General features: G+C 60.0%; 16 protein-coding genes and 1 pseudogene. 7 read left to right on the top strand and 10 right to left on the bottom strand.

Features of this window, described 5'->3' with window-relative positions; translation table 11 throughout:
• Positions 1-39 precede the first annotated feature (39 nt).
• Both KUIN1_RS15380 and KUIN1_RS15375 read left to right on the top strand, forming a co-directional pair.
• Entirely contained in the window at positions 40-1401 is a 1362-nt protein-coding gene (locus KUIN1_RS15380; protein ID WP_011268172.1) for an MATE family efflux transporter, read from the top strand.
• 22 nt (positions 1402-1423) lie between these two features.
• Entirely contained in the window at positions 1424-2074 is a 651-nt protein-coding gene (locus tag KUIN1_RS15375; RefSeq protein ID WP_011268171.1) for a TetR/AcrR family transcriptional regulator, read from the top strand.
• A gap of 16 nt (positions 2075-2090) precedes the next feature.
• Here the strand turns inward: KUIN1_RS15375 and KUIN1_RS15370 are convergent, their stop codons facing one another.
• Together KUIN1_RS15370 and KUIN1_RS15365 are read right to left on the bottom strand one after the other, a co-directional pair.
• Positions 2091-4832: a glycoside hydrolase family 3 protein gene (locus KUIN1_RS15370; protein ID WP_024660007.1), complete on the bottom strand. Its 2742-nt coding sequence runs from the start codon at positions 4830-4832 to the stop codon at positions 2091-2093.
• Positions 4829-5071, bottom strand: coding sequence for a hypothetical protein (locus tag KUIN1_RS15365; protein WP_172980059.1), 243 nt, complete (start codon positions 5069-5071; stop codon positions 4829-4831). Before KUIN1_RS15365 ends, KUIN1_RS15370 begins: the two co-directional genes overlap by 4 nt.
• A 614-nt stretch (positions 5072-5685) precedes the next feature.
• Here KUIN1_RS15365 and KUIN1_RS28370 point away from each other — a divergent pair.
• Positions 5686-5982, top strand: a pseudogene (locus KUIN1_RS28370) (hypothetical protein); the annotation flags it as partial.
• Positions 5983-6019: 37 nt separating this feature from the next.
• Here the strand turns inward: KUIN1_RS28370 and KUIN1_RS15355 are convergent.
• Positions 6020-6898, bottom strand: coding sequence for a glycoside hydrolase family protein (locus KUIN1_RS15355; protein ID WP_104723375.1), 879 nt, complete (start codon positions 6896-6898; stop codon positions 6020-6022).
• Positions 6899-7027: 129 nt separating this feature from the next.
• Positions 7028-7507 (bottom strand): LEA type 2 family protein, encoded by a 480-nt coding sequence (locus tag KUIN1_RS15350; protein ID WP_003400587.1) that lies wholly within the window; start codon positions 7505-7507, stop codon positions 7028-7030.
• Between the two features lie 190 nt (positions 7508-7697).
• On the opposite strand from KUIN1_RS15350, the gene KUIN1_RS15345 reads away from it, so the two are divergent.
• The gene (locus tag KUIN1_RS15345) at positions 7698-8906 is read left to right on the top strand and encodes an acetyl-CoA C-acyltransferase (RefSeq protein WP_116886616.1); all 1209 of its coding nucleotides are present in this window, start codon (positions 7698-7700) and stop codon (positions 8904-8906) included.
• 90 nt (positions 8907-8996) lie between these two features.
• Entirely contained in the window at positions 8997-9770 is a 774-nt protein-coding gene (locus KUIN1_RS15340; RefSeq protein WP_024651156.1) for an enoyl-CoA hydratase, read from the top strand.
• On the opposite strand, the gene tssI is transcribed toward KUIN1_RS15340, so the two are convergent.
• Positions 9710-11332: a type VI secretion system tip protein TssI/VgrG gene (gene tssI / locus KUIN1_RS15335; RefSeq protein WP_152092105.1), complete on the bottom strand. Its 1623-nt coding sequence runs from the start codon at positions 11330-11332 to the stop codon at positions 9710-9712. The two genes, KUIN1_RS15340 and tssI, sit on opposite strands and share 61 nt — an antisense overlap.
• Before the next feature lie 326 nt (positions 11333-11658).
• On the opposite strand from tssI, the gene KUIN1_RS15330 reads away from it, so the two are divergent.
• On the top strand, positions 11659-12363 hold the full coding sequence (locus tag KUIN1_RS15330) for a YebC/PmpR family DNA-binding transcriptional regulator (RefSeq protein WP_003364547.1): 705 nt from the start codon (positions 11659-11661) through the stop codon (positions 12361-12363).
• Positions 12364-12383: 20 nt separating this feature from the next.
• Here KUIN1_RS15330 and KUIN1_RS15325 read toward each other — a convergent pair whose 3' ends face one another.
• Both KUIN1_RS15325 and KUIN1_RS15320 read right to left on the bottom strand, forming a co-directional pair.
• Positions 12384-13688 carry a leucine-rich repeat-containing protein kinase family protein gene (locus tag KUIN1_RS15325; protein WP_024651155.1) on the bottom strand — a complete coding sequence of 435 codons (1305 nt, stop codon included), beginning with the start codon at positions 13686-13688 and terminating at the stop codon, positions 12384-12386.
• A gap of 78 nt (positions 13689-13766) precedes the next feature.
• A complete protein-coding gene (locus KUIN1_RS15320; protein ID WP_011268164.1) occupies positions 13767-14312 on the bottom strand; it encodes a TetR/AcrR family transcriptional regulator in 546 nt (181 codons plus the stop codon).
• A gap of 106 nt (positions 14313-14418) precedes the next feature.
• Between KUIN1_RS15320 and KUIN1_RS15315 the strand changes: the two genes are divergently transcribed.
• Complete coding sequence (locus KUIN1_RS15315) at positions 14419-15648, top strand: MFS transporter (RefSeq protein WP_011268163.1); 1230 nt, start codon at positions 14419-14421, stop codon at positions 15646-15648.
• A 36-nt stretch (positions 15649-15684) separates the two neighbouring features.
• Here KUIN1_RS15315 and KUIN1_RS15310 read toward each other — a convergent pair whose 3' ends face one another.
• The 3 genes from KUIN1_RS15310 to KUIN1_RS15300 form a co-directional block, all read right to left on the bottom strand.
• On the bottom strand, positions 15685-16821 hold the full coding sequence (locus KUIN1_RS15310) for a M14 family metallopeptidase (RefSeq protein WP_011268162.1): 1137 nt from the start codon (positions 16819-16821) through the stop codon (positions 15685-15687).
• A gap of 100 nt (positions 16822-16921) precedes the next feature.
• Positions 16922-17473: a DUF4880 domain-containing protein gene (locus KUIN1_RS15305; protein WP_011268161.1), complete on the bottom strand. Its 552-nt coding sequence runs from the start codon at positions 17471-17473 to the stop codon at positions 16922-16924.
• A gap of 493 nt (positions 17474-17966) precedes the next feature.
• Complete coding sequence (locus KUIN1_RS15300) at positions 17967-18434, bottom strand: Lrp/AsnC family transcriptional regulator (protein ID WP_002553253.1); 468 nt, start codon at positions 18432-18434, stop codon at positions 17967-17969.
• Positions 18435-18498 lie beyond the last annotated feature (64 nt).

The raw sequence follows: 18498 nt of genomic DNA, 5'->3' as shown, positions 1-18498 counted from the left end.
TCTTGCCTTCCTGATCCGTAAGGCCTTTTGAGAACGTTGATGGCCCAAGCCAGTGCAAGATTCACCCAGGGCAGCGTAGCGCGCCATATCGTCGTCACCGCCAGTGCCAGCGCCTTGAGCCTGTTCGCCGTCTTTCTGGTCGACATTCTCACGCTGGTCTATGTGTCGATGCTGCATGACCCCGTGCTTCTGGCGGCGGTCGGCATTGCCAAGGTCCTGATGTTTTTCAACGGCGCGCTGGCGACCGGCCTGATCATCGCCGGGGCCTCGGTGCTTTCCGCGCGCATCGGCCATCGGGCGGCCAGGTCGATACCCAGGCTCACCGGCAGTCTGATGCTCATGGTGATTACGGTCAGCGGTCTGGCCGCCGCCGCGCAGTTGACGTTCATCGTGCCGATCACAAGATGGCTGGGTGCCGAGGCGGCCACTTACGAGGCAGCGCGCAGTTTTATCTGGTTGACCCTGCCTTTTACCGCGTTGCAGGCGGTGATGCAGATGTCGGCGCAGATGCTCAGAACCATTGGTGACAACCGCCGGGCGATGGGCGTCGTGCTGTCCGCTGCCGCCACGCTGGCGGTGGCGGACCCGTTTTTCATCTTTGCACTCGGCCTGGGGCTCGACGGTGCAGGGATCGCCTTCGCTGTGTCTGCAGCAGTTTCCGCTTCCATCGGGCTGTACTGGGTGCGCAGCCGAATAGGCATAGTGTTCACGCGCAATCTGAAACTGTTGCGCCTGCATGCGCGGCATACCTTCAGGCTGGCGCTTCCGGCGATGGCGGCAAATCTGGCGACGCCGGTCGGTTTGGCTTATCTTGTCGCCTCGCTTTCGGCATTTGGCACCTCGGCTCTGGCCGCCATGACAGTGCTGGATCGGGTCATACAGTTTTCCTACTGCGCCTTTTTTGCCCTGCCTGGCGCGCTGGCTCCGGTGCTGGGTCAGAACATTGGTGCGAGCCGCGATGATCGTGTGCGATCTGCGGTCGTTTTTACCCGGCGGCTGGTGGTCTGTTACGGGCTGGCCGTGTGGCTGGTGCTGCTGCTCTGTGGTGGCATGATTGCCGACCTCTACCAGTTGGGTGACGAAGCCCGTGCCGTGTTCATGGCCTTTTGCTTGTGGGGCGGTGGCCTCTGGGTTCTGATAGGCCTGGATTTCGTCGCCATCGCGGTATTCCTGACCATGAACAGGTCGTGGTGGGTCGCGGTATTTGCCTGGCTCAGGGCAACGGCGGGTACAGTGCCGTTCGTCTTCGCCGGGACCCACTGGTTCGGCAGCAGCGGCGCCTTGCCCGGCATGTTTACCGGCAATGCGCTCATCGCGCTGATCTCCATCACCACGGCGTCGCTGACGGCGAAACGGTTTTTTACCAGCAGGGCCCCGGTCATGAGCATCGGGGCACATTGAATCAAGGCGTTATCAGGTTTTTATGGTCATCGAAGAATCAGGGAATGAATCCGCAGAAACGGCCCCACCCAAGCGTCGCCGCGCGCCCAAGGGAGACATGCGCAGAAAGGCCTTGCTGGATGCCGCTACCGTCGTTTTTGCCAGAGACGGCTATTCGAGTGCGTCGATGCGCGAGGTTGCACTGCTTGCCGGTATCACTACGGTAGGGTTGCTGCACCATTTTCCCAACAAGGAAGCCTTGCTCGCCGCCTTGCTGGAGCGCAGGGACCAGCGGGTCACCTCGCGCTTTCAGGATCTGGTCACCGAGCCGACGCTTGAAGGGTTTCTGAAGTTTCTCAAGCTGAGCATGAGTTTCAGTATCGAGAATGCCGAGGAGTGTCAGGCAGCGCTGCTGATGAATACCGAGAGCCTGTCGAAGGCGCACCCGGCATGGGCCTGGCACCTTGAGCGATTCCAGCTGACCCACGAACACGCACGCAGCCATTTGCAGGCGTTGATAGAAGCGGGGGAAGTGCGCGGCGATATCAATGTCAAAGCCCTGGCCCAGGAGATCTTCTCGGTCATGGACGGCTTGCAGATTCAGTGGCTGCGAAGCCCCCGCGACGTGGATGTCATGGCGGTTTTCGATATCTACGTGCAGCGATTGGGAAGGGATATCAAGGCTCATCCATGAGCCTTGACGGGGTGCATCAGTAGGTCTGTGCCGCGCTGACCTGGACTGCCTTGCGCAGTGGCAATGGCAGCGGGTTGCTGTCACGCGTGGTCAGTTTTTCCGGGTACAGGGTGATCAGCGTCCTGTTGAGCGTGAGGTTCTCCGAATCCGCGCCGACGAGGATCTTGAACTTCCCGGCATCGACGTCCCAGCTTGCCGTCTTGTCGACGTAGTAAGCCAGGGAGCGCGAGTCTATCGGTACGCTGACGGTCTTGCTCTCGCCCGGCTGCAGGTACACCTTGGTGAAGCCCTTGAGCTCTTTCTCCGGACGGTCCACGGCAGGTTTGACCGGCTGCACATACAGCTGCGCCACCTCGAAGCCGGCCTTGTCGCCGGTGTTGGTCACCGTGAATTTCACGTCGATCGTCGAGCCTGGGGTCAGCACGTTGGTCGACAGTTTCAGGTCGCTGTAGCTGAACGTGGTGTAGGACAGGCCATAGCCGAATGGATAAAGCGGCTTGGCGTGTTTCTTGTCATACCCGCGATAACCCATGTACAGGCCTTCGCTGTAGGTCATCTCGGTCAGCGGGTTGCTGCCGCGATAGGCCGCCGGATCCGGATAAGAGGCATAGCTCGGGTTATCCTCGATGTTCTTGTCGATCGTGACCGGCAACTTGCCCGACGGGTTGACCTTGCCGTAGAGGATCTCGGCCAGTGCCTGACCGCCTTGCTGGCCCGGGAACCAGGCTTGCAGCGTGGCGCCGACCTTGTTCGCCCATGGCTGCATATTGGCCACGCCACCGCCGTGCATGACCACGATGGTGTTGGGGTTGGCCTTGGCAACGAAGCTGATCAGCTCAGCCTGTTGGTCCGGCAGATCGAAGCCGTGGTCGGAACCTTCGCCTTCGTTTTCAGACGTGGTCCCGGTCGCAACCACCACCGCATCGTATTTCGACAGATCCTTCGGCGGACGCAACGAAGCCCAGCTCATCTGCACGCCGGTCAGGCCGCCCAGTGCGGGAATGAAATTACCCTGTACGCGCTGGTATTCCAGTTTCACGGTATAGGTCTTGCCGGCTGACAATGCGGCAGTCTTCCCCGACGTTGTCAGTGCATTCACCACATCGCCCGAGTAAGGCACGCCGTCGCTCTGCACGATGAGCTCATCATTGACCCAGAGTTTGTACGGGCCATCCGCACGCACCTTGAACGCCTGGGCGCCCGAAATGGTGGGCTTGATGGTAGTGGTGAAACGTGCCGAGAAAGCGCCGGCTGTCGGGCTGAAGCCAGACACTGCCGTGCTGCCTGCGTTGGTCACGTTGCTGCCGGTGGTCCAGTTCAGGTTCACGCCGGGCTCGACGCGCGTCAGTACCGGGTCACCGGAAAAGCTGGTGTTAGAGAAGTATTCGGCTTTTACCCCGGCGTTGCTGATCCCGTTGTCACCGGTTGCCGGCTGATACCACACCGAGCTCGCCGGATTCAGGCTCATCTCCGACAGATACGTGACATCGCTGCTGCTGGAGGCCAGTTGCTGCAAGCCGCTCAACTCGGTCACGTAGCTATTGGGCGGTGAATTGGCGGTGCCGAAAGGCGATGCCGGTACGTCGTGCGCCCAGTTGCCGATCACGGCGATTTTCGCTGAACGCTCCAGCGGCAGCAGCGGTTTGCCGGCAGCGGTGTTCTCGTTGCGCAGCAACACGATGGATTCGCGCGCGGTATTCAGCGCGGCACGCATGCCGTATTCCGGATGTTCCAATGTCTTGGCGGTGTTGAGGTTGTTCTGCAGGTCGTAGCTGACGATGCCACGCAGGTTGCGTTTGACCTTGTCGTCGATCACGTTCTGGGTCAGTTGCCCGCTCCACAGGTAGGGCAGGAGATTGGCTTCGGTAAACTGCAGGCCGGAGGGCATGTCGATGTCCGTACCGGCCCACGCGCCCTTGAAGGCATCGTGGATGGCGTTGAAATCACTGATGACCATGCCCTGATAGCCCCATTCGCCCTTGAGCACTTCAGTGATCAGGTGATGGTTTTCACAGGCATAGTCGCCGTTGACCTTGTTGAAGCCGCACATGATCGAGGCGACATTGGCGTTCTTCACCATCGACTCGAAGCCTGGAAGGTACAGTTCGCGCAGGGTGCGCTCATCGACCTTGACGTCGATCGCCTGACGATTGGCTTCCTGCTCGTTGGCCAGGTAGTGCTTGCCGCTGGCCTGGATGCCCTGAGCCTGAATGCCGTTGACGATAGCGGGTGCCAGAACGGCGCCGAGGAACGGGTCTTCACCGCTGACGTATTCTGCCGAGCGGCCGTTGTAGGGCGTCCGGTACAGGTTCACGCCTGGCGAAAGCATCTGCTGGCCGCCGGAAATTCGCGTTTCATAAGCGATGGCCAGGCCGAATTCCTTGGCCCGGTTGATGCTCCAGGTCGCTGCCAGCGCAGACTGCGACGGGTACTGGGCGCCGAAGGTGGCGTTGTTGACGTGCACGCCCATGGACGAGTCATACGCCACGGTGCCCTTGATGCCCCACTTGAGCAGCGACGGGATCATGTGACCGTCGTTGACGCGGGTGAAGTTGATCTTTTCCGACTGGTTCATGTTATCGAGAATCGAGCTGACGCGCGCTTCGACTTCGTTGCCGGTCGCCGGGGTCACGGCGGCGAGTGCAAGGTTGGCCTGCATGACGCTGAACGTCAGCAGACTCAGGCCCAGCGTCTGTTTGAAGGCTGACAAGGCAAGTGTCCTTGCGGTCGATGTGATCGGTTGATTGAGGTTGTTCATGGTCGTTGTGCCTGGGCAGGGGCGTCGTCGGTGTTCGCCGGCGCGTCGAGCAGGGACGACGAACTCTGCTGTTGGGCCGGGTTGATCTTGTCGGCGCCTGACAACTGGTCGCGCTTGGCTTCCACCTGCGTCCGGATCTGTTGATCGGAGCCAGTGGCAGGTGTGCTGGAAGTTGAGTCCGCGGCGAAAGTTAAGGCACTTTGCGCGCACAGAAGTACTGCACTGAAAACAGACAGCATTGATCTAGTCATCGATTGAATCTCGATTAATGGTTTGCAGGATAAAACGGACGGCTGTGGCAATCGCACAGGGCTCGGCTGAACAATCAGTCCAGCGCGACAGTAAACAGTTCACAGGTCGCTAAAGTATGAGTAATGGAGATTTTAATAAATGATGCTACCTGGCCATCATGTGGTTTTTTCAGAATAGGCCGGAGGTTTTAGACCGATTTTTAAGAATAAAATCGGTAATTTAGCAATTTTACAGCCATAAAAATCCATTAAATCATCAAATGTTAGAGTTTTATTGTTTTTTAATAAACCTAATTGTCGTTAGGTTTAGCGAGCTGGTAAGCTTTGCATCCTCGTGGTTCGTGCGCGTTTTAAAAAGCCGGCTCCCTAAGAGAAAGTATCGGGATGTACACGTGAATTAATGCGCGCTTAAAGGAATTTTCAGGCCTTGAAGTGCACGTTAATTAACGACGTCTTTAATTTCTATTCCATTAAATTTGGACGTGAAAGTGTGCATTACCGACCGACCGACCGACCGACCGACCGACCGACCGACCGACCATGGCCGTGTGCAGGTGGCGCAAGGGCAATAGGGATAATCAGCCGACGGCGCGTCAGTTTTTATTACGTTAAAGGCAATCGTGGTGAGTGAGGGAAAACAGCGGGTCGACCTCGCGGTGTTGAGCATCGTCGGTCGCCTGTGCTTCAGCAAACCGCAAAAACTGACCTTCGGTCAGATCTACAGGGAACTGGTGCGCGCGTATTCAAGCGCCCCGGCAATCCACGTCTGCGTGGCGACAGTCGACACGCTGGTCAGGGAAGGGCTGTTGATCTCGACAAGAGTCCTGGAACCCGATCATTCATTTCCCTACACCCAGCACATCATCAGCGGTCTGACCGAGGTCGGCGCAGCCTCGCTGAGAGGCTGCGAAAATGCGTTGACCGAGCCGCAAGGGCTTACTCGCTGTGTGGCAGCGACAGGTAATACTGGCCCAGCTCAGTCAGCTTGCCCTCAGCGTCCAGCAAACTTGAAAAGTGCGGGTCAGGGTTCATCCGGCCGGTGAACCAGGCGTATCTGAACACGTCCTGGCGCTGCTCAAGGGTGGCGACCATTTCCGCCATCTGCCGCTTCTGCTTGTCGACCGAATCAATCTGCGCTCCGTCATCCGGAGCGTGCCAATTGGCGAACTCGGTGACCCAGAAGGGTTTTCCGTACTTCGACAGCCGGTCGAGCATCCCTGGCAAGCCATAGTCGTACCAGTGAAAAGCCAGGTAATCGATGCGCGGGTCGCGATTCTGATTCATCGACCGATAGGCTGTGTAGAAGGCATCGAGCCACACGACCGGGTCACCGTAGCCCGGCATGGTTCCCCAGTTCATCGCTGGCCCCACCAGTTTTACGCCGGTCTGGGCGGCGATCTGTTCCAGTCTCGGCCAGAAGCCGGCCGCCGCTTCGGGCGTCATGTTGGCCTGATCGAGCAGATTCGGCTCATTGATCACCAGCAGATAGCGGATGGCTGAGTGAGCCAGCAGGTATTGCTTCAACTGCCCGTCGTCAACGTTGCCGTTCCATACCATCGGAATGAAATCCACGCCGTACATCGAGGCGTAGTCGTACGACGCCAGGCGGTCGTGGGGCCTGGGGCTCCAGTTGTACCACCAGCTCACGCCTGCAGATAACGCACTCAGGTCGGCGGGCAGGGCGATGTCGTAGGCGATGCCGCGCTTGGCGCTTTTTTCTGCAGCCCATGCCGGTGCTACGCACAGGCTGAGCATCAGCGCCACAAGGGCCAGAAAGGTCGGGAAAAAACGTGCTGACGGGTTCTGCGGGGTCATTGGCAAATCTTCCTTGAGGGTGGAGAGGTGCAGAGCATGCGCTGCCGTCAGCCAGCAGAAAGCATGCCACCTGTATCGTCCCGTATACCCTGCCAAACCCCGACAGGCATTACCACCGGTAATGACTTGTTACCAGGGATCTCCCTCGGCCTGGCGCAAATCCAGCGTGCCGCTGTCACTGAAGCGCATTGTGCCGAACAGGCCGCCGGCCAGCTTGCCGCGAAGCGTATAGGGCAGATTGTCCAGACGCTGGCTCTGACTAAGCCCCAGTGCCTGGCGCAAGGCAGCGAATGCCGACACGCTGACCGGCACCACCAGCACTGCCTCGGAGAAGCGTCCTACAGTGCCTTTCTGGTTGCTGACCCCGGAGGCCAGCAGCCTGTCGTTCACGTCCAGGTCCAGCGCGACGCCGCTGTAGTTGATCTCGGTCTCGTTTGGATTCTGCACCCGCAACGTGACTGCCATGCGCAGTTCCAGGCCCTGGCCGGGGATGGGTTCGATACCCACGACACTGATCGCCAGCGGGTCTCGATGGGGAATCAGCGCACAGGCGCTCAAGCCGAGGATGAGCAGCCCCGAGAGCAGGGCGCGGATCAGGCGTAGCGGCATTCGTGTGCTCCAGCGTCAGGTTCAGTGATCTTCAGACCTCGCCAGTGGTGAGAGATTCGCCGCGTCGGGCACGATGCCGGGATAGCGGCTAATCTGCCTGCCTCAACCATTGCGTCTGCAAGGCAGCAGGTTGATGATTCCCCCGTACCTTTAGAAAACCGTACCTATAAAAACAAGACTGGAGATAGCCATGTCCATCGAAAGGACACCCCCTCATCAAGACCCCGTGGTCATTGTCAGTGCCGTGCGCACGCCCATGGGTGGTTTTCAGGGCGATCTGCAGAGCCTCAGTGCCACCGCGCTGGGATCGATCGCCATCCGTGCCGCTGTCGAGCGGGCAGGCATCGAGCCTGCAGACGTGGAGCATGTGCTGTTTGGTTGTGTGCTGCCGGCAGGTCTGGGCCAGGCACCCGCTCGGCAGGCGGCGCTGGGTGCCGGGCTCAGCCATGCGACGCTGTGCAGCACGGTCAACAAGATGTGCGGTTCCGGCATGCAGAGCGCAATCATGGCCCATGACCTGTTGCTGGCAGACAGTACTGCGGTGGTGGTGGCTGGCGGCATGGAGAGCATGTCCAATGCGCCTTACCTGCTGGACCGCGCGCGCAGCGGTTATCGCATGGGGCACGGCAAGGTGCTCGATCACATGTTTCTCGACGGCCTCGAGGATGCCTATGAGCCAGGACGGCTGATGGGCACCTTCGCCGAGGACTGCGCCGGGCTCAACGGTTTCACTCGCGAGGCGCAGGATGCGTTTGCCCTGGCCTCACTGGCTCGCGCGCAAAAGGCCATTGCCGAAGGCCATTTCGACGCCGAGATCGTGCCGGTGCAAGTCACCGTGGGCAAGGAGTCGAGGCAAATCACCCACGATGAGCAGCCCCCCAAGGCGCGTCCCGACAAGATACCCACGCTCAAACCCGCTTTTCGCGAGGGCGGCACGGTCACCGCGGCCAACTCCAGTTCTATCTCCGACGGCGCAGCAGCGCTGCTGTTGATGCGTCAGTCCGAGGCTCAAAGGCGTGGCCTGCGGCCTCTGGCGGTGTTTCATGCGCATGCGGCATTTGCCGACGAGCCGGGCCTGTTTCCAACAGCGCCGATAGGCGCCATTCAGCGCCTTTTGGGCAAGACAGGCTGGAGCCTGGATGATGTGGATCTGTTCGAGATCAATGAGGCGTTTGCGGTGGTGCCACTGGTGGCAATGCGCGAGCTGGGCATCCCGAACGATAAAGTCAATGTCAATGGCGGTGCCTGCGCGCTTGGTCATCCGATCGGCGCCTCGGGTGCGCGGATCATCGTGACGCTGCTGGCGGCCTTGCGGCATCGACAACTCAAGCGTGGCCTGGCGGCGATCTGCATCGGCGGCGGTGAAGCTACTGCGATAGCTATCGAGTTGTTGAATTAGCCTTGTTAATCAATGGCTTGATCTAATAATTGAATGTTGAATCTATAAAAAGCTGCTGATTGTGTAATTAAATAAAAAGGATATTTATCAATGCTTTACGAGACTATTCTCATTGAGATTATAGGTGGTGTGGGCCTGGTCAGACTTAACCGGCCCGATGCGTTGAACGCCTTGAATGCGCGTCTGATCAACGAATTGAACCATGCGCTCGATCAGTTCGAGGCGGACAGTGCGATCGGCTGCATCGTGCTGACCGGCTCGGAAAAAGCCTTCGCCGCTGGTGCGGACATCAAGGAAATGGTCGACCTGTCCTACCCGCAGATCTACCTCGATGACCTGTTTCGTGACAGCGACCGGGTCGCGGCCCGACGCAAACCCCTGGTGGCTGCGGTGGCCGGTTTTGCCTTGGGTGGCGGCTGTGAACTGGCATTGATGTGCGATTTCATTCTGGCTGCCGAGAACGCCAGGTTTGGACAGCCCGAGATCAATCTCGGCGTGTTGCCGGGGATGGGCGGAACGCAGCGTCTGACCCGCGCAGTCGGCAAGGCCAAGGCCATGGAGATGTGCCTGACCGGCCGATTGATCGATGCTCACGAGGCCGAGCGCGCCGGTCTGGTGGCCCGCGTGCTGCCGCTCGATCAGTTGCTGCCGGAAGCGCTTGCAGTGGCAGCGGTCATCGCCAGTAAATCCCTGCCAGTGGCGATGATGGTCAAAGAGAGCGTCAACCGCGCGTTCGAGGTGAGCCTGGCCGAAGGCATCCGCTTCGAGCGCCGGGTTTTTCACGCCGCCTTCGCCAGCCAGGATCAGAAGGAGGGCATGCGCGCCTTCATCGACAAGCGCCAGCCCGATTTCAAGGACTGCTGATCTGCATGGGCAACGATCAGAATGCGTTGCGCGTCGACCTGCAACTCGGCGGTCCGCCCGCGCACTGTGAATCCGTCATGCGCGTTGATGTGCAGGCGCTGACCGTTCGCCAGTCGAACGCAGTCGGTGGGGTAAGCAGTCACTGCGTCCTGCCCCGGATTCGCTAACAGTGCCGCGCAGATCACGGGGCGTTCGGGATGATTGTCGAGGTAGCGGACCCGCACACGTGTACCCGCCGGTAGCCGATGAATCTCCGGGCAGGCGACTTTTGCCATCGGCCAACGTTGTGCGGGTTGGTCTTCCGGGCCTTGAGCGTGCCAGTCGAAGCGGATTGAACGATATCCGGGTGGGTCCGGTTGGTTGTCGTTGCGCTGCAAGGTGGCGAAATGCTCACCGGTGACAATGGGTCGAGGGTGGCTGATCGACGGGCGAAACGGCGTTGCCCAGGGTATTACCCTGAAGCTGTTGCAGTAACCGTTGCCTTGCAGTTGTTCAGCCTCGGGTGACGAACGTTGCGCTTCGACGAGGATGCGCAGGATTGCCAGCGCATCATGAGCGGCGGCGCCCTTCAGCACCTGTAACTGCCTGCCTGCGTGAACAACTTCGGTCAGCAACCACTGATCATTAAGCAATGGCTCCGGGTGATCGAGCACCTGAATGACTTCACCACACTGCAAGGCGGTGTCGATGCTTTGTCCTCTGACATCACTCCGTTCGCAACGCAGGCGCTCCAGTCCGCGACTGCCACGCTGCCGACTCAGTGCCTCCCGGGGACTGATCGCTCCACGTAAGCCTGGCGGTTGAAAGGCATGATTGGCCGCTATCGTCAGAGGGTGTGCATCGTGCGGCGAAGAAGGTGCGTGCGCAGGTTGCGGGTGGTCGGCGGGTTGTCTTGAAAACTGCGGAAACCCCAGTCGCTCGGCGAGGTGTAACAGCGTCTCTCTGGGTACGTCTGACGCTTGCGGGCGCTTGAAACGCACCGGCAATGGCTGCGCCGGAAAGCTGGCAGGGTCGTCCGAGAACACCAGCCGGTGGCCGCTCCGGCGATGCTCGAAGCGGAAATGCATGCCTTCTTCCTCGCACAGGCGCTGCAACAGGTGCAGATCGCTTTCGTCGTACTGGATATGTAGCGGCCTGGCAGGATAAAGACCGTTCACGTGCTCGAAGCGGTAAGCGTTCGTTCCGATACCGTGTGCTTCAAGCAAGCGCACGATCAGTTGAGGAATCGCACGGTCCTGATAGGCGCGGCGTTGTCGATGTTGCGCCAGCCGCTGCAGATCAGGCACCAGAATCAGATGGTAAAGGCTCACGCGATTCCCCCTGTGCAGCCGGGCCGCATGCTCGATACGGCCATGCCTGCCGCCGCCAGATTCGCCGAAGCTTAAAAACGCTTCGCGATGCAGCAGGCTGCGCACATCCAGCTGCGGGTGGCTGCCGATCATCCAGAGGTCGAAGCGATACGTTTCGTTGAGGGCTTCATGGCCGGCGAAGTTGATGATATGCAGATCCGGCTGGCAGTCGGTGATCGCCAGCATGAAGGGCACTTGCAGGTCCTTGCGCATCTGCGGGGCTCTCTAGCTTCAAAAACGGGGCCGCGCAGGTTACGGAATACGGAGGCGCAAAAGCATTGCTGCAAGGTTTTTCGGAAAGAGCCTACAAGCGGTGACGGAAAGAAGATGATCGCCGTTGGCCGGATTGGCAGCCATCCTGGCGAGTTCATAAGGCCAATCTGTCTGTCGGGGGTTTCATCTGCCGTGATCGCGTATAAAATGCGCCGCGCCGGACAGGGTATTTGCCGGTGACCCTTTTTCAGCGCCTTGCCAGCGCCGCGTTCTGTGAGTCATGCAGGCGCAGGCGGCGAGGTGCCTAGCGAATCAAGAGAGCAGACATGGGCGCACAGTGGAAGGTCAAGCATAAAGAAGCGGCAGCCAATGCCAAGGGACGTACGTTTGGCAAGCTGTCCAAGGAGATCATGATCGCAGCCCGCGCTGGCGCAGACCCGGACATGAACTCGCGTCTGCGGCTGGTGGTCGAGCAGGCCAAGAAGGCCTCGATGCCGCGCGAGACCCTGGAGCGTGCCATCAAGAAGGGCGCAGGCCTGCTGGGTGAGAGCGTCAACTTCGAGCGTCTGACCTACGAAGGTTTTGCGCCACACCGCGTGCCGGTGATCGTCGAGTGCCTGACCGACAACATCAACCGGACGGTCTCGGAAATTCGCGTGCTGTTCCGCAAGGGCCAGTTGGGCGCTGCGGGTTCGGTTTCGTGGGACTTTTTGTATCAGGGCATGATCGAAGCTGTTCCTGCAGCAGCGGATGCCGACCCGGAGCTGGCGGCAATCGAGGCCGGCGCTCAGGATTTCGAGCCAGGTGAAGAGGGCGCGACGCTGTTCCTCACCGAATCCACCGACATGGACGCGGTCTGCAAGGCGCTCCCGGAGTTCGGTTTCACCGTCCAGTCCGCGCAACTGGGCTATCGCCCGAAAAGCACCGTGGACGGCCTGACCGATGAGCAGATGGCCGAAGTCGAAGCGTTTCTCGAAGCCATCGACAACCACGATGACGTGCAGAACGTGTACGTGGGCCTGGCAGGTTGATCACTGCGCAATGGAGCGCTTTACGCGCTCCATGTTTTTATCTGTAGAAGAACCTCTGCCAGCGACGGTCGTTGCTGGCAATCAGGCTGCACGCAACTCGCCTGCAGCGCCTGTAGACCCGCCATGACGTTCTGATCCTGCGGATCTGCCTCGCAACGCTCCAGCAATTCCCCCAGCAAGATACCGAATGCCCGCGTTTCGATGCGCTCCAGCGCCTCACCCAGCCCGGCTGACGGGTGAAAGGACGCCGCGCCGAAGTCGCTGAGCAGGCAATGGCCATCCTCCTGCACAAGAATGTTGTGACCATAAAGGTCGCCATGCGTGATCCCGCGGGCGTGCAGGTGCGCGGTGACCGATGCGATGCCTTCAGCGAGGCGCAGCAGCACCGGCAGGGAAAAGCGCGTATCGCTGGCGTAAACATCGCGGCTACAGGATTCCAGGCTCGGCGGCCCGGCCAGATTGCCGAAATCAGGGGCTATCAGCGCCATGACCAGGCCGCGCTGCTGCTCGGGATGTCCGCTGATCTGTCCAAGCACCTCGATCAGCTGTGCGTGGCGGCCTGCTGCGATGCACGCGGCCATTTCATTGAGTGGCGAGCCATCGCTGGTGACCGCGCCCTTGTACAGCTTGACCGCTGCCATGCGCTCAGCGCCGGCGTCGTGCCAGACCGCCTGCTGAATGATCCCCGACGCACCTTCGCCCAGGCGCTGGTGAAGGCTCAGGTGTTGCCAGGGGATTTCCCGGATCGGCGCGTTGGGACGTTCGGCGCACAGCGGGTTGTCGGCGAAGGCGAGCCATGCCAGCGCAGGCAGGCTCAGCAGCCAGTCCGGCAACTCGGTCAGGCGATTGGCGGCAATGCGGATCAGTTCCAGCCTGTGACACTGCGCGAGGGTCGCGGGCAGGGTGCGCAAGCGGTTGCCGGCGAGCATCAGCTTTTGCAGGTTTGGGCGGCGGCCCAATTCGTCGGGCAGCAACTCGATGCGGTTATCGGTGAGGATCAGCCAGCGCAGGCGCGGCGGCAGTGCCGCGGCGCTGACCTGCTCTATGCGGTTGGCCTTGAGGCCGACAATCTGCAACTGCGGGCATTGGCCAATGCTTTCCGGCAGGTGTGTAAAGGCGTTGTCTGATGCGAACAGCACGCGCAGGCGGGTCAGGCGACCCAGGTCGTCAGGCAGCGAGGTCAGCCTGTTGCTGCTGAGGTTCAAGACTTCCAGCGTGTCGGCCAGGTCGAAGATTTCGACCGGGAATTCGCTCAGGCCACAGGAGAGGTCAAGCCGTTTGATGCCTGCCAGCTTGCCGGCGCGTAGGTCTGCGAGGGTATGCATGAATAGGTTCGGTCATTGATGTCGGACGAGGCGCGCATGATAACGGGAGTTGCCGCCGCTGACTCCCTGCAAAGCGGCTCAGCTCAGGCAGCGGTCGACCCATTGACGCACGCGTTCGGGCGCAGGTGCCGATTCGGCATACAGAATCCGGTAAATCATCGGCGCAACGACGGCATCGATCATGTCGTCGGCACTGGGAGAAACCTCGCCGCGAGCGATGGCACGATCGATCATGACCTGCAGCTGCTCGCGAACCATTGCCGCGCACTTGCCGACACAGCCGGAGGTGCTGGCGGCGACATCGCGCATCAATGCCCGGCCAGGTGCCGAGGACATTTCGTCCAGATACATTTCACTCCAGGTCAGCAGGTCCTGATGCAGGCTGCCCTGATCGATCGGCACGTCAGGGCGCAGACGCTCCAGGGCAGCGTCCGCCAGCAACGTGGTCAGATCACCCCAGCGGCGATAAATAGTCGACGGCGTGACGCCTGCGCGGGTCGCGATCATCGGCACGCTGAGTGCTGACCGATCGTGTTCCTGCAACAAATCGCGGACCGCGCGGTGAATGGATTCCTGCACCCGGGCACTGCGGCCTCCGGTGCGAACTGCTTCTTTGATAGCCATACGGCGGACCTTAACACAAAGTATTTGCTTTAAGCGCTATCACGTCGCACACTCCGCAAAAGCTAATTTATGGCTTTAACAGATTGCATTGGCGGAGAGCGTATCCATGTCCCTTTCTTCAAACGATTCGACGTCGCCAGACGTGAAGTCTGACGGTCGGGCACGAAACCATCTCGGGTTTCTGGCGTTTACCACGTTATGCTTTTTCGCTGCGTCCAGCACGCCCACGCCGCTTTATCACCTGTATCAGGAGGCATGGGGATTCTCTGCGGGCGTGCTTACCCTGATTTTTGCAGTATATGCATTCAGCCTGCTGGCTGCCTTGCTGATGGGCGGATCGCTGTCTGACTATCTGGGACGGCGCCCGGTGATTTTCGGTGCCTTGCTGCTGCAAAGCGTCTCGATGCTGCTGTTCATTCTGGCCAGTGATGTCAGCTGGCTGGTGGCCGCGCGCCTGCTGCAGGGTTTTGCAACGGGGCTGGCGGCCAGCGCACTGGGCGCAGCCTTGCTGGACAGTGATTCGGTCAAAGGACCGTTGATCAACAGTATTTCGCCGATGCTCGGCATGGCCGTTGGCGCTCTGGGCACGGCACTGCTGGCGCAGTTCGCGCCGTTGCCGCTGATGCTCGGTTACTGCTTGCTGCTGGCCGCATTCCTGAGTCAGGCCCTGTACCTGGGACGCGTCGAGGAAACCGTCAGTCGCCAGCCCGGTGTCTGGCAATCCCTCAAGCCCTCGTTGCATGTTCCGCAGCAGGCACGGCGCATGCTATGGCTGGTCCTGCCGGTGGACATCGCCGCGTGGGCGCTGGGCGGCTTCTTTCTGTCGTTGAGCCCGTCCTTGCTGGTGGCGGCGACCGGCTCCACCTCACCGCTCAATGGCGGCCTGGCGGTTGCGGCGCTGACTCTAAGCGGCGCTGCGGCGATTCTGACGCTGCGTCAGCGTGAGCCGGTGCTCGGCTTATGGGTTGGCGCGAGCTTTCTGCCGTTGGGTGTTGCGGTGGTCCTGCTTTCGATCAACCTCGGTTTGCTGTGGTTGTTTTTCGTCGGTGCAGTGGTTGCAGGTGTGGGTTTCGGATCGAGCTTTCTGGGCGCGCTGCGCATGCTCATGCCACTGGCGCATGCCCACGAGCGGGGCGGGCTGATGTCGGCTTTTCTGGTGCTCAGTTACCTGGCCTTCTGCATACCGGCACTGGTCGCCGGATTCTTTGCCCGCTCGGCAGGGCTGGTGATGACCAGCAATGTCTACGGGGCAGTGGTGATCACGCTGGCGCTGATCGCGCTGGCCAGTCTGATCGTACGCCGTGCGGCCAGCGCAAACAAAAATGCCCACGCGTAGGTGGGCATTTCGGTTTGCCTGAAGACAGCAGAGCCCTTAGCGAAGCTCTTTTACCATCTCGGACAGCACGGTCAGTATGTCCCCGGCCAGTTGCGCGGAACGCTTGCCTGACCAGCCGGTGACCGGGTCTGGCGCGTTGTCGTGATCCTTGAAGGGCATTTCCAGGGTCAGTGACAGGCACTTGTAGCGTTCGCCCACAGCATTGGCGGCCAGGTTCATGTTGGCCTGACCGGGTGCGCCGCGTGGGTAGCCATGAGCCGTCTGGAAGTTGTCGCTGACCTCGCACAGGCGGCTGCGAAAGCGCTCTTCAAGCTGGCGTTGCTGTGCGGTATACCCCGGATTGCCTTCGCAGGCCGCGGTGAATACGTAGGGGATTTCTTCGTCACCGTGCACGTCGAGGAACATGTCCACGCCGTATTTTTCCATCTGCTGCCTGACGAAGGACACTTCCGGGCTCAGCGCTTCGGTACTGTCCTGCCAGGCACGGTTAAGGTCCTTGCCGCTGGCGTTGGTGCGCAAGTGGCCATGAAAGGCCCCGTCCGGGTTGACGTTCGGCACCAGGTACAGGTCTGCCTCGGCCAGCAATTGCTGCAGCGCGGCGTCATCCTTTTGCTGGAGGCGTTCGATCACGCCCTCCATGAACCATTCGGCCATGTGTTCGCCAGGGTGCTGCTGGGCAATCATCCAGATCTTGCGTTTGCCTTCGGCACCGTCACCTTTGCGCAGCAGCTGAATATCCCGGCCCTCGACGCTTTTGCCGACAGCCAGCAACTGTGTACCGGCTTTTTCCTGCGCCTGTTCGATCAGCCAGTCATGGCGTTCACGGCTGTAGGGTTCGAAGTACGCAAACCAGACCTGCGGTTGCTCCGCGGCCAGGCTGAAATTCAGCGCCTTGCCGTCGAAATCCGACGCGACACGAAACCAGTTCTGATGGTCGTAGGACGCCACGGCGTTGTAGCCGCTCCAGGCACTGTTGAAAGTGGATTGGCTGGCATTGGTGAGGCTGAAGCCGTAGGTCTGGCCGACGTTCAGGCCGTCTGCCTTGAAATGAAACCACTGGAAATGCGCGCTTTGCGTGTCGGGCCGAATCGCCAGTCTGATATGCGCCGGGTCGCTTGCGTCGAGAACCTGAATGTTGCCGCTGTCGAAATCTGAACCGATAGTGAGAGTCAAGATAGGTGCCTGCTGCGTAGATGCCTTTTCAGGCCGCTACTGTACACCGATCGACATCGCGTCCTGCGACGTAAACTTCACTGCAACGGTCATCTGCGCGTCAGGAGATGGCCTCGGCGGTGACCATCAGGCTGCAGATGAAGGCGGTCAGCAGGCACCAGGCCAGATACACGCGGCGCTTGCGCCGATGCCAGCCGGATGCGCCGAGTAAAGAGGCGGGTGCCTGCAACTGACGCCACAGTCGCTCGCTGTTCTGGAAGGCCGAAAGGTGCGCGGCATCGGCGTCCAGCCAGTGACGAAACTCGATGCGTTCACTGGCGGTTGCCGCAGGGCTCTGCAAGTGCACATACCAGCGGCTGGCCTGATCCTGAATGGCGGCCTGAGTGGCAGCGCTTGTGGTGTCAGCCGCGCCAGGCACGTGGGCCTTGCCCAGCGCGCGAAGCATCGCACGCTCTACCCGCGCGATATCGACGTTCATGAAGGCTGCAATGTCGGCATAGGCTTGGCCGTCGAGTCGGCTGAGCAGGAATATCTGCCGGGTCCGGCGCGAGAGCTTGCCCAGTCGGTGGCCGAGTTCGATGGCCTGCAGCGTGGGTTGCGGCTCGGGCAGGCGGGCGGGGAGGTGCAGTAGAGACGAGAGCTGATTACTCATGATGTATCGCTCGCTGGTCGTCCATGGGAATCTTCCTTGCGATGTTGGGTAGCGTCCGTGACAAGCGTAGACTAATGAATACGAGAATCATTCTCAAGTGAAAAGTCCCAGCATTTACGTTTTATCTGCCGCATCCAGGCGTTTTTGCCCTAAAAGCATGGCCTTGATCGAGGCGCTTTTGCTATGATCCGCGTCATTGCAACACACCGCGCAATACCCAGACTTCATTAGCCTGAAGCAGCGAAACCATAAAGAAAGAACCAAAAAAAGACCCGGCAAAAAGCCGGGTCAAAAACCGTGATTAGCCTGATGAGGAGATAATCTGGAAGCCGACCTAAGACTTCCGGGTTATCCAGCGAGTCTCGCGACCCGCTGATGCAATAATAATCATTATCATTTGCAAGTCAAATGTTTTTATTGCCCTCATTGATACCGATAATCCGCCAGCGCTCGCTCGGCGGATTTTCTTTGCTCGATTTTCCCCCGATATCGTCTAGTCCAGCGGCAGCTCCGTGGTGCGCTTTACCGTGCTCATGGCGATGTTCGAGTGGGCCTCGTGGACGTGGGGCAATTGCAGCAAATGATCACGTAGAAAGCGTTCGTAGCTGGCGATGTCCTGAGCCACAACCTTGAGCATGAAATCCATCCCCCCGGCCATCGTGTAGCACTCCAGCACCTCGGGGTGGCCGATGATTGCCTCCTCGAACTCGGCCAGATAGCGGCGGCCATGGCCTGACAGCTTGACCTCGACGAATACGGTCATGCTCAGTCCCAGCTTCTGGGTACTGAGCAGGGCGACCGTGCGTTCGATCACCCCGTCTTCCTGAAGCCGGTGAATACGCCTCCAGCAGGGCGATTGCGACAGCTCGACCCGTTCGGCGATTTCCGCGGCCGACAGGCTGGCGTCATGTTGCAGCAGACGAAGAATCTTGCGATCGATGGGGCTCAATTTTGGCTGCATGAATTGACCTTGTTTTTTGTTCTGGTCGAAAAAAGCATGCTCAATATCAGCAGATTTGCGCGCA

It is taken from the genome of Pseudomonas sp. KUIN-1, from assembly GCF_009176725.1.
Classification (GTDB): Bacteria; Pseudomonadota; Gammaproteobacteria; order Pseudomonadales; family Pseudomonadaceae; genus Aquipseudomonas; species Aquipseudomonas fragariae.
This window is presented reverse-complemented; position numbering and strand designations above follow the sequence as displayed.

Bases quoted from the DNA above. Each gene is read 5' to 3' on its own strand.
- KUIN1_RS15380 (WP_011268172.1), top strand. From the start codon at position 40: ATGGCCCAAGCCAGTGCAAGATTCACCCAGGGCAGCGTAGCGCGCCAT.
- KUIN1_RS15375 (WP_011268171.1), top strand. From the start codon at position 1,424: ATGGTCATCGAAGAATCAGGGAATGAATCCGCAGAAACGGCCCCACCC.
- KUIN1_RS15370 (WP_024660007.1), bottom strand. From the start codon at position 4,832: ATGAACAACCTCAATCAACCGATCACATCGACCGCAAGGACACTTGCC.
- KUIN1_RS15365 (WP_172980059.1), bottom strand. From the start codon at position 5,071: ATGCTGTCTGTTTTCAGTGCAGTACTTCTGTGCGCGCAAAGTGCCTTA.
- KUIN1_RS15355 (WP_104723375.1), bottom strand. From the start codon at position 6,898: ATGACCCCGCAGAACCCGTCAGCACGTTTTTTCCCGACCTTTCTGGCC.
- KUIN1_RS15350 (WP_003400587.1), bottom strand. From the start codon at position 7,507: ATGCCGCTACGCCTGATCCGCGCCCTGCTCTCGGGGCTGCTCATCCTC.
- KUIN1_RS15345 (WP_116886616.1), top strand. From the start codon at position 7,698: ATGTCCATCGAAAGGACACCCCCTCATCAAGACCCCGTGGTCATTGTC.
- KUIN1_RS15340 (WP_024651156.1), top strand. From the start codon at position 8,997: ATGCTTTACGAGACTATTCTCATTGAGATTATAGGTGGTGTGGGCCTG.
- tssI (WP_152092105.1), bottom strand. From the start codon at position 11,332: ATGCGCAAGGACCTGCAAGTGCCCTTCATGCTGGCGATCACCGACTGC.
- KUIN1_RS15330 (WP_003364547.1), top strand. From the start codon at position 11,659: ATGGGCGCACAGTGGAAGGTCAAGCATAAAGAAGCGGCAGCCAATGCC.
- KUIN1_RS15325 (WP_024651155.1), bottom strand. From the start codon at position 13,688: ATGCATACCCTCGCAGACCTACGCGCCGGCAAGCTGGCAGGCATCAAA.
- KUIN1_RS15320 (WP_011268164.1), bottom strand. From the start codon at position 14,312: ATGGCTATCAAAGAAGCAGTTCGCACCGGAGGCCGCAGTGCCCGGGTG.
- KUIN1_RS15315 (WP_011268163.1), top strand. From the start codon at position 14,419: ATGTCCCTTTCTTCAAACGATTCGACGTCGCCAGACGTGAAGTCTGAC.
- KUIN1_RS15305 (WP_011268161.1), bottom strand. From the start codon at position 17,473: ATGAGTAATCAGCTCTCGTCTCTACTGCACCTCCCCGCCCGCCTGCCC.
- KUIN1_RS15300 (WP_002553253.1), bottom strand. From the start codon at position 18,434: ATGCAGCCAAAATTGAGCCCCATCGATCGCAAGATTCTTCGTCTGCTG.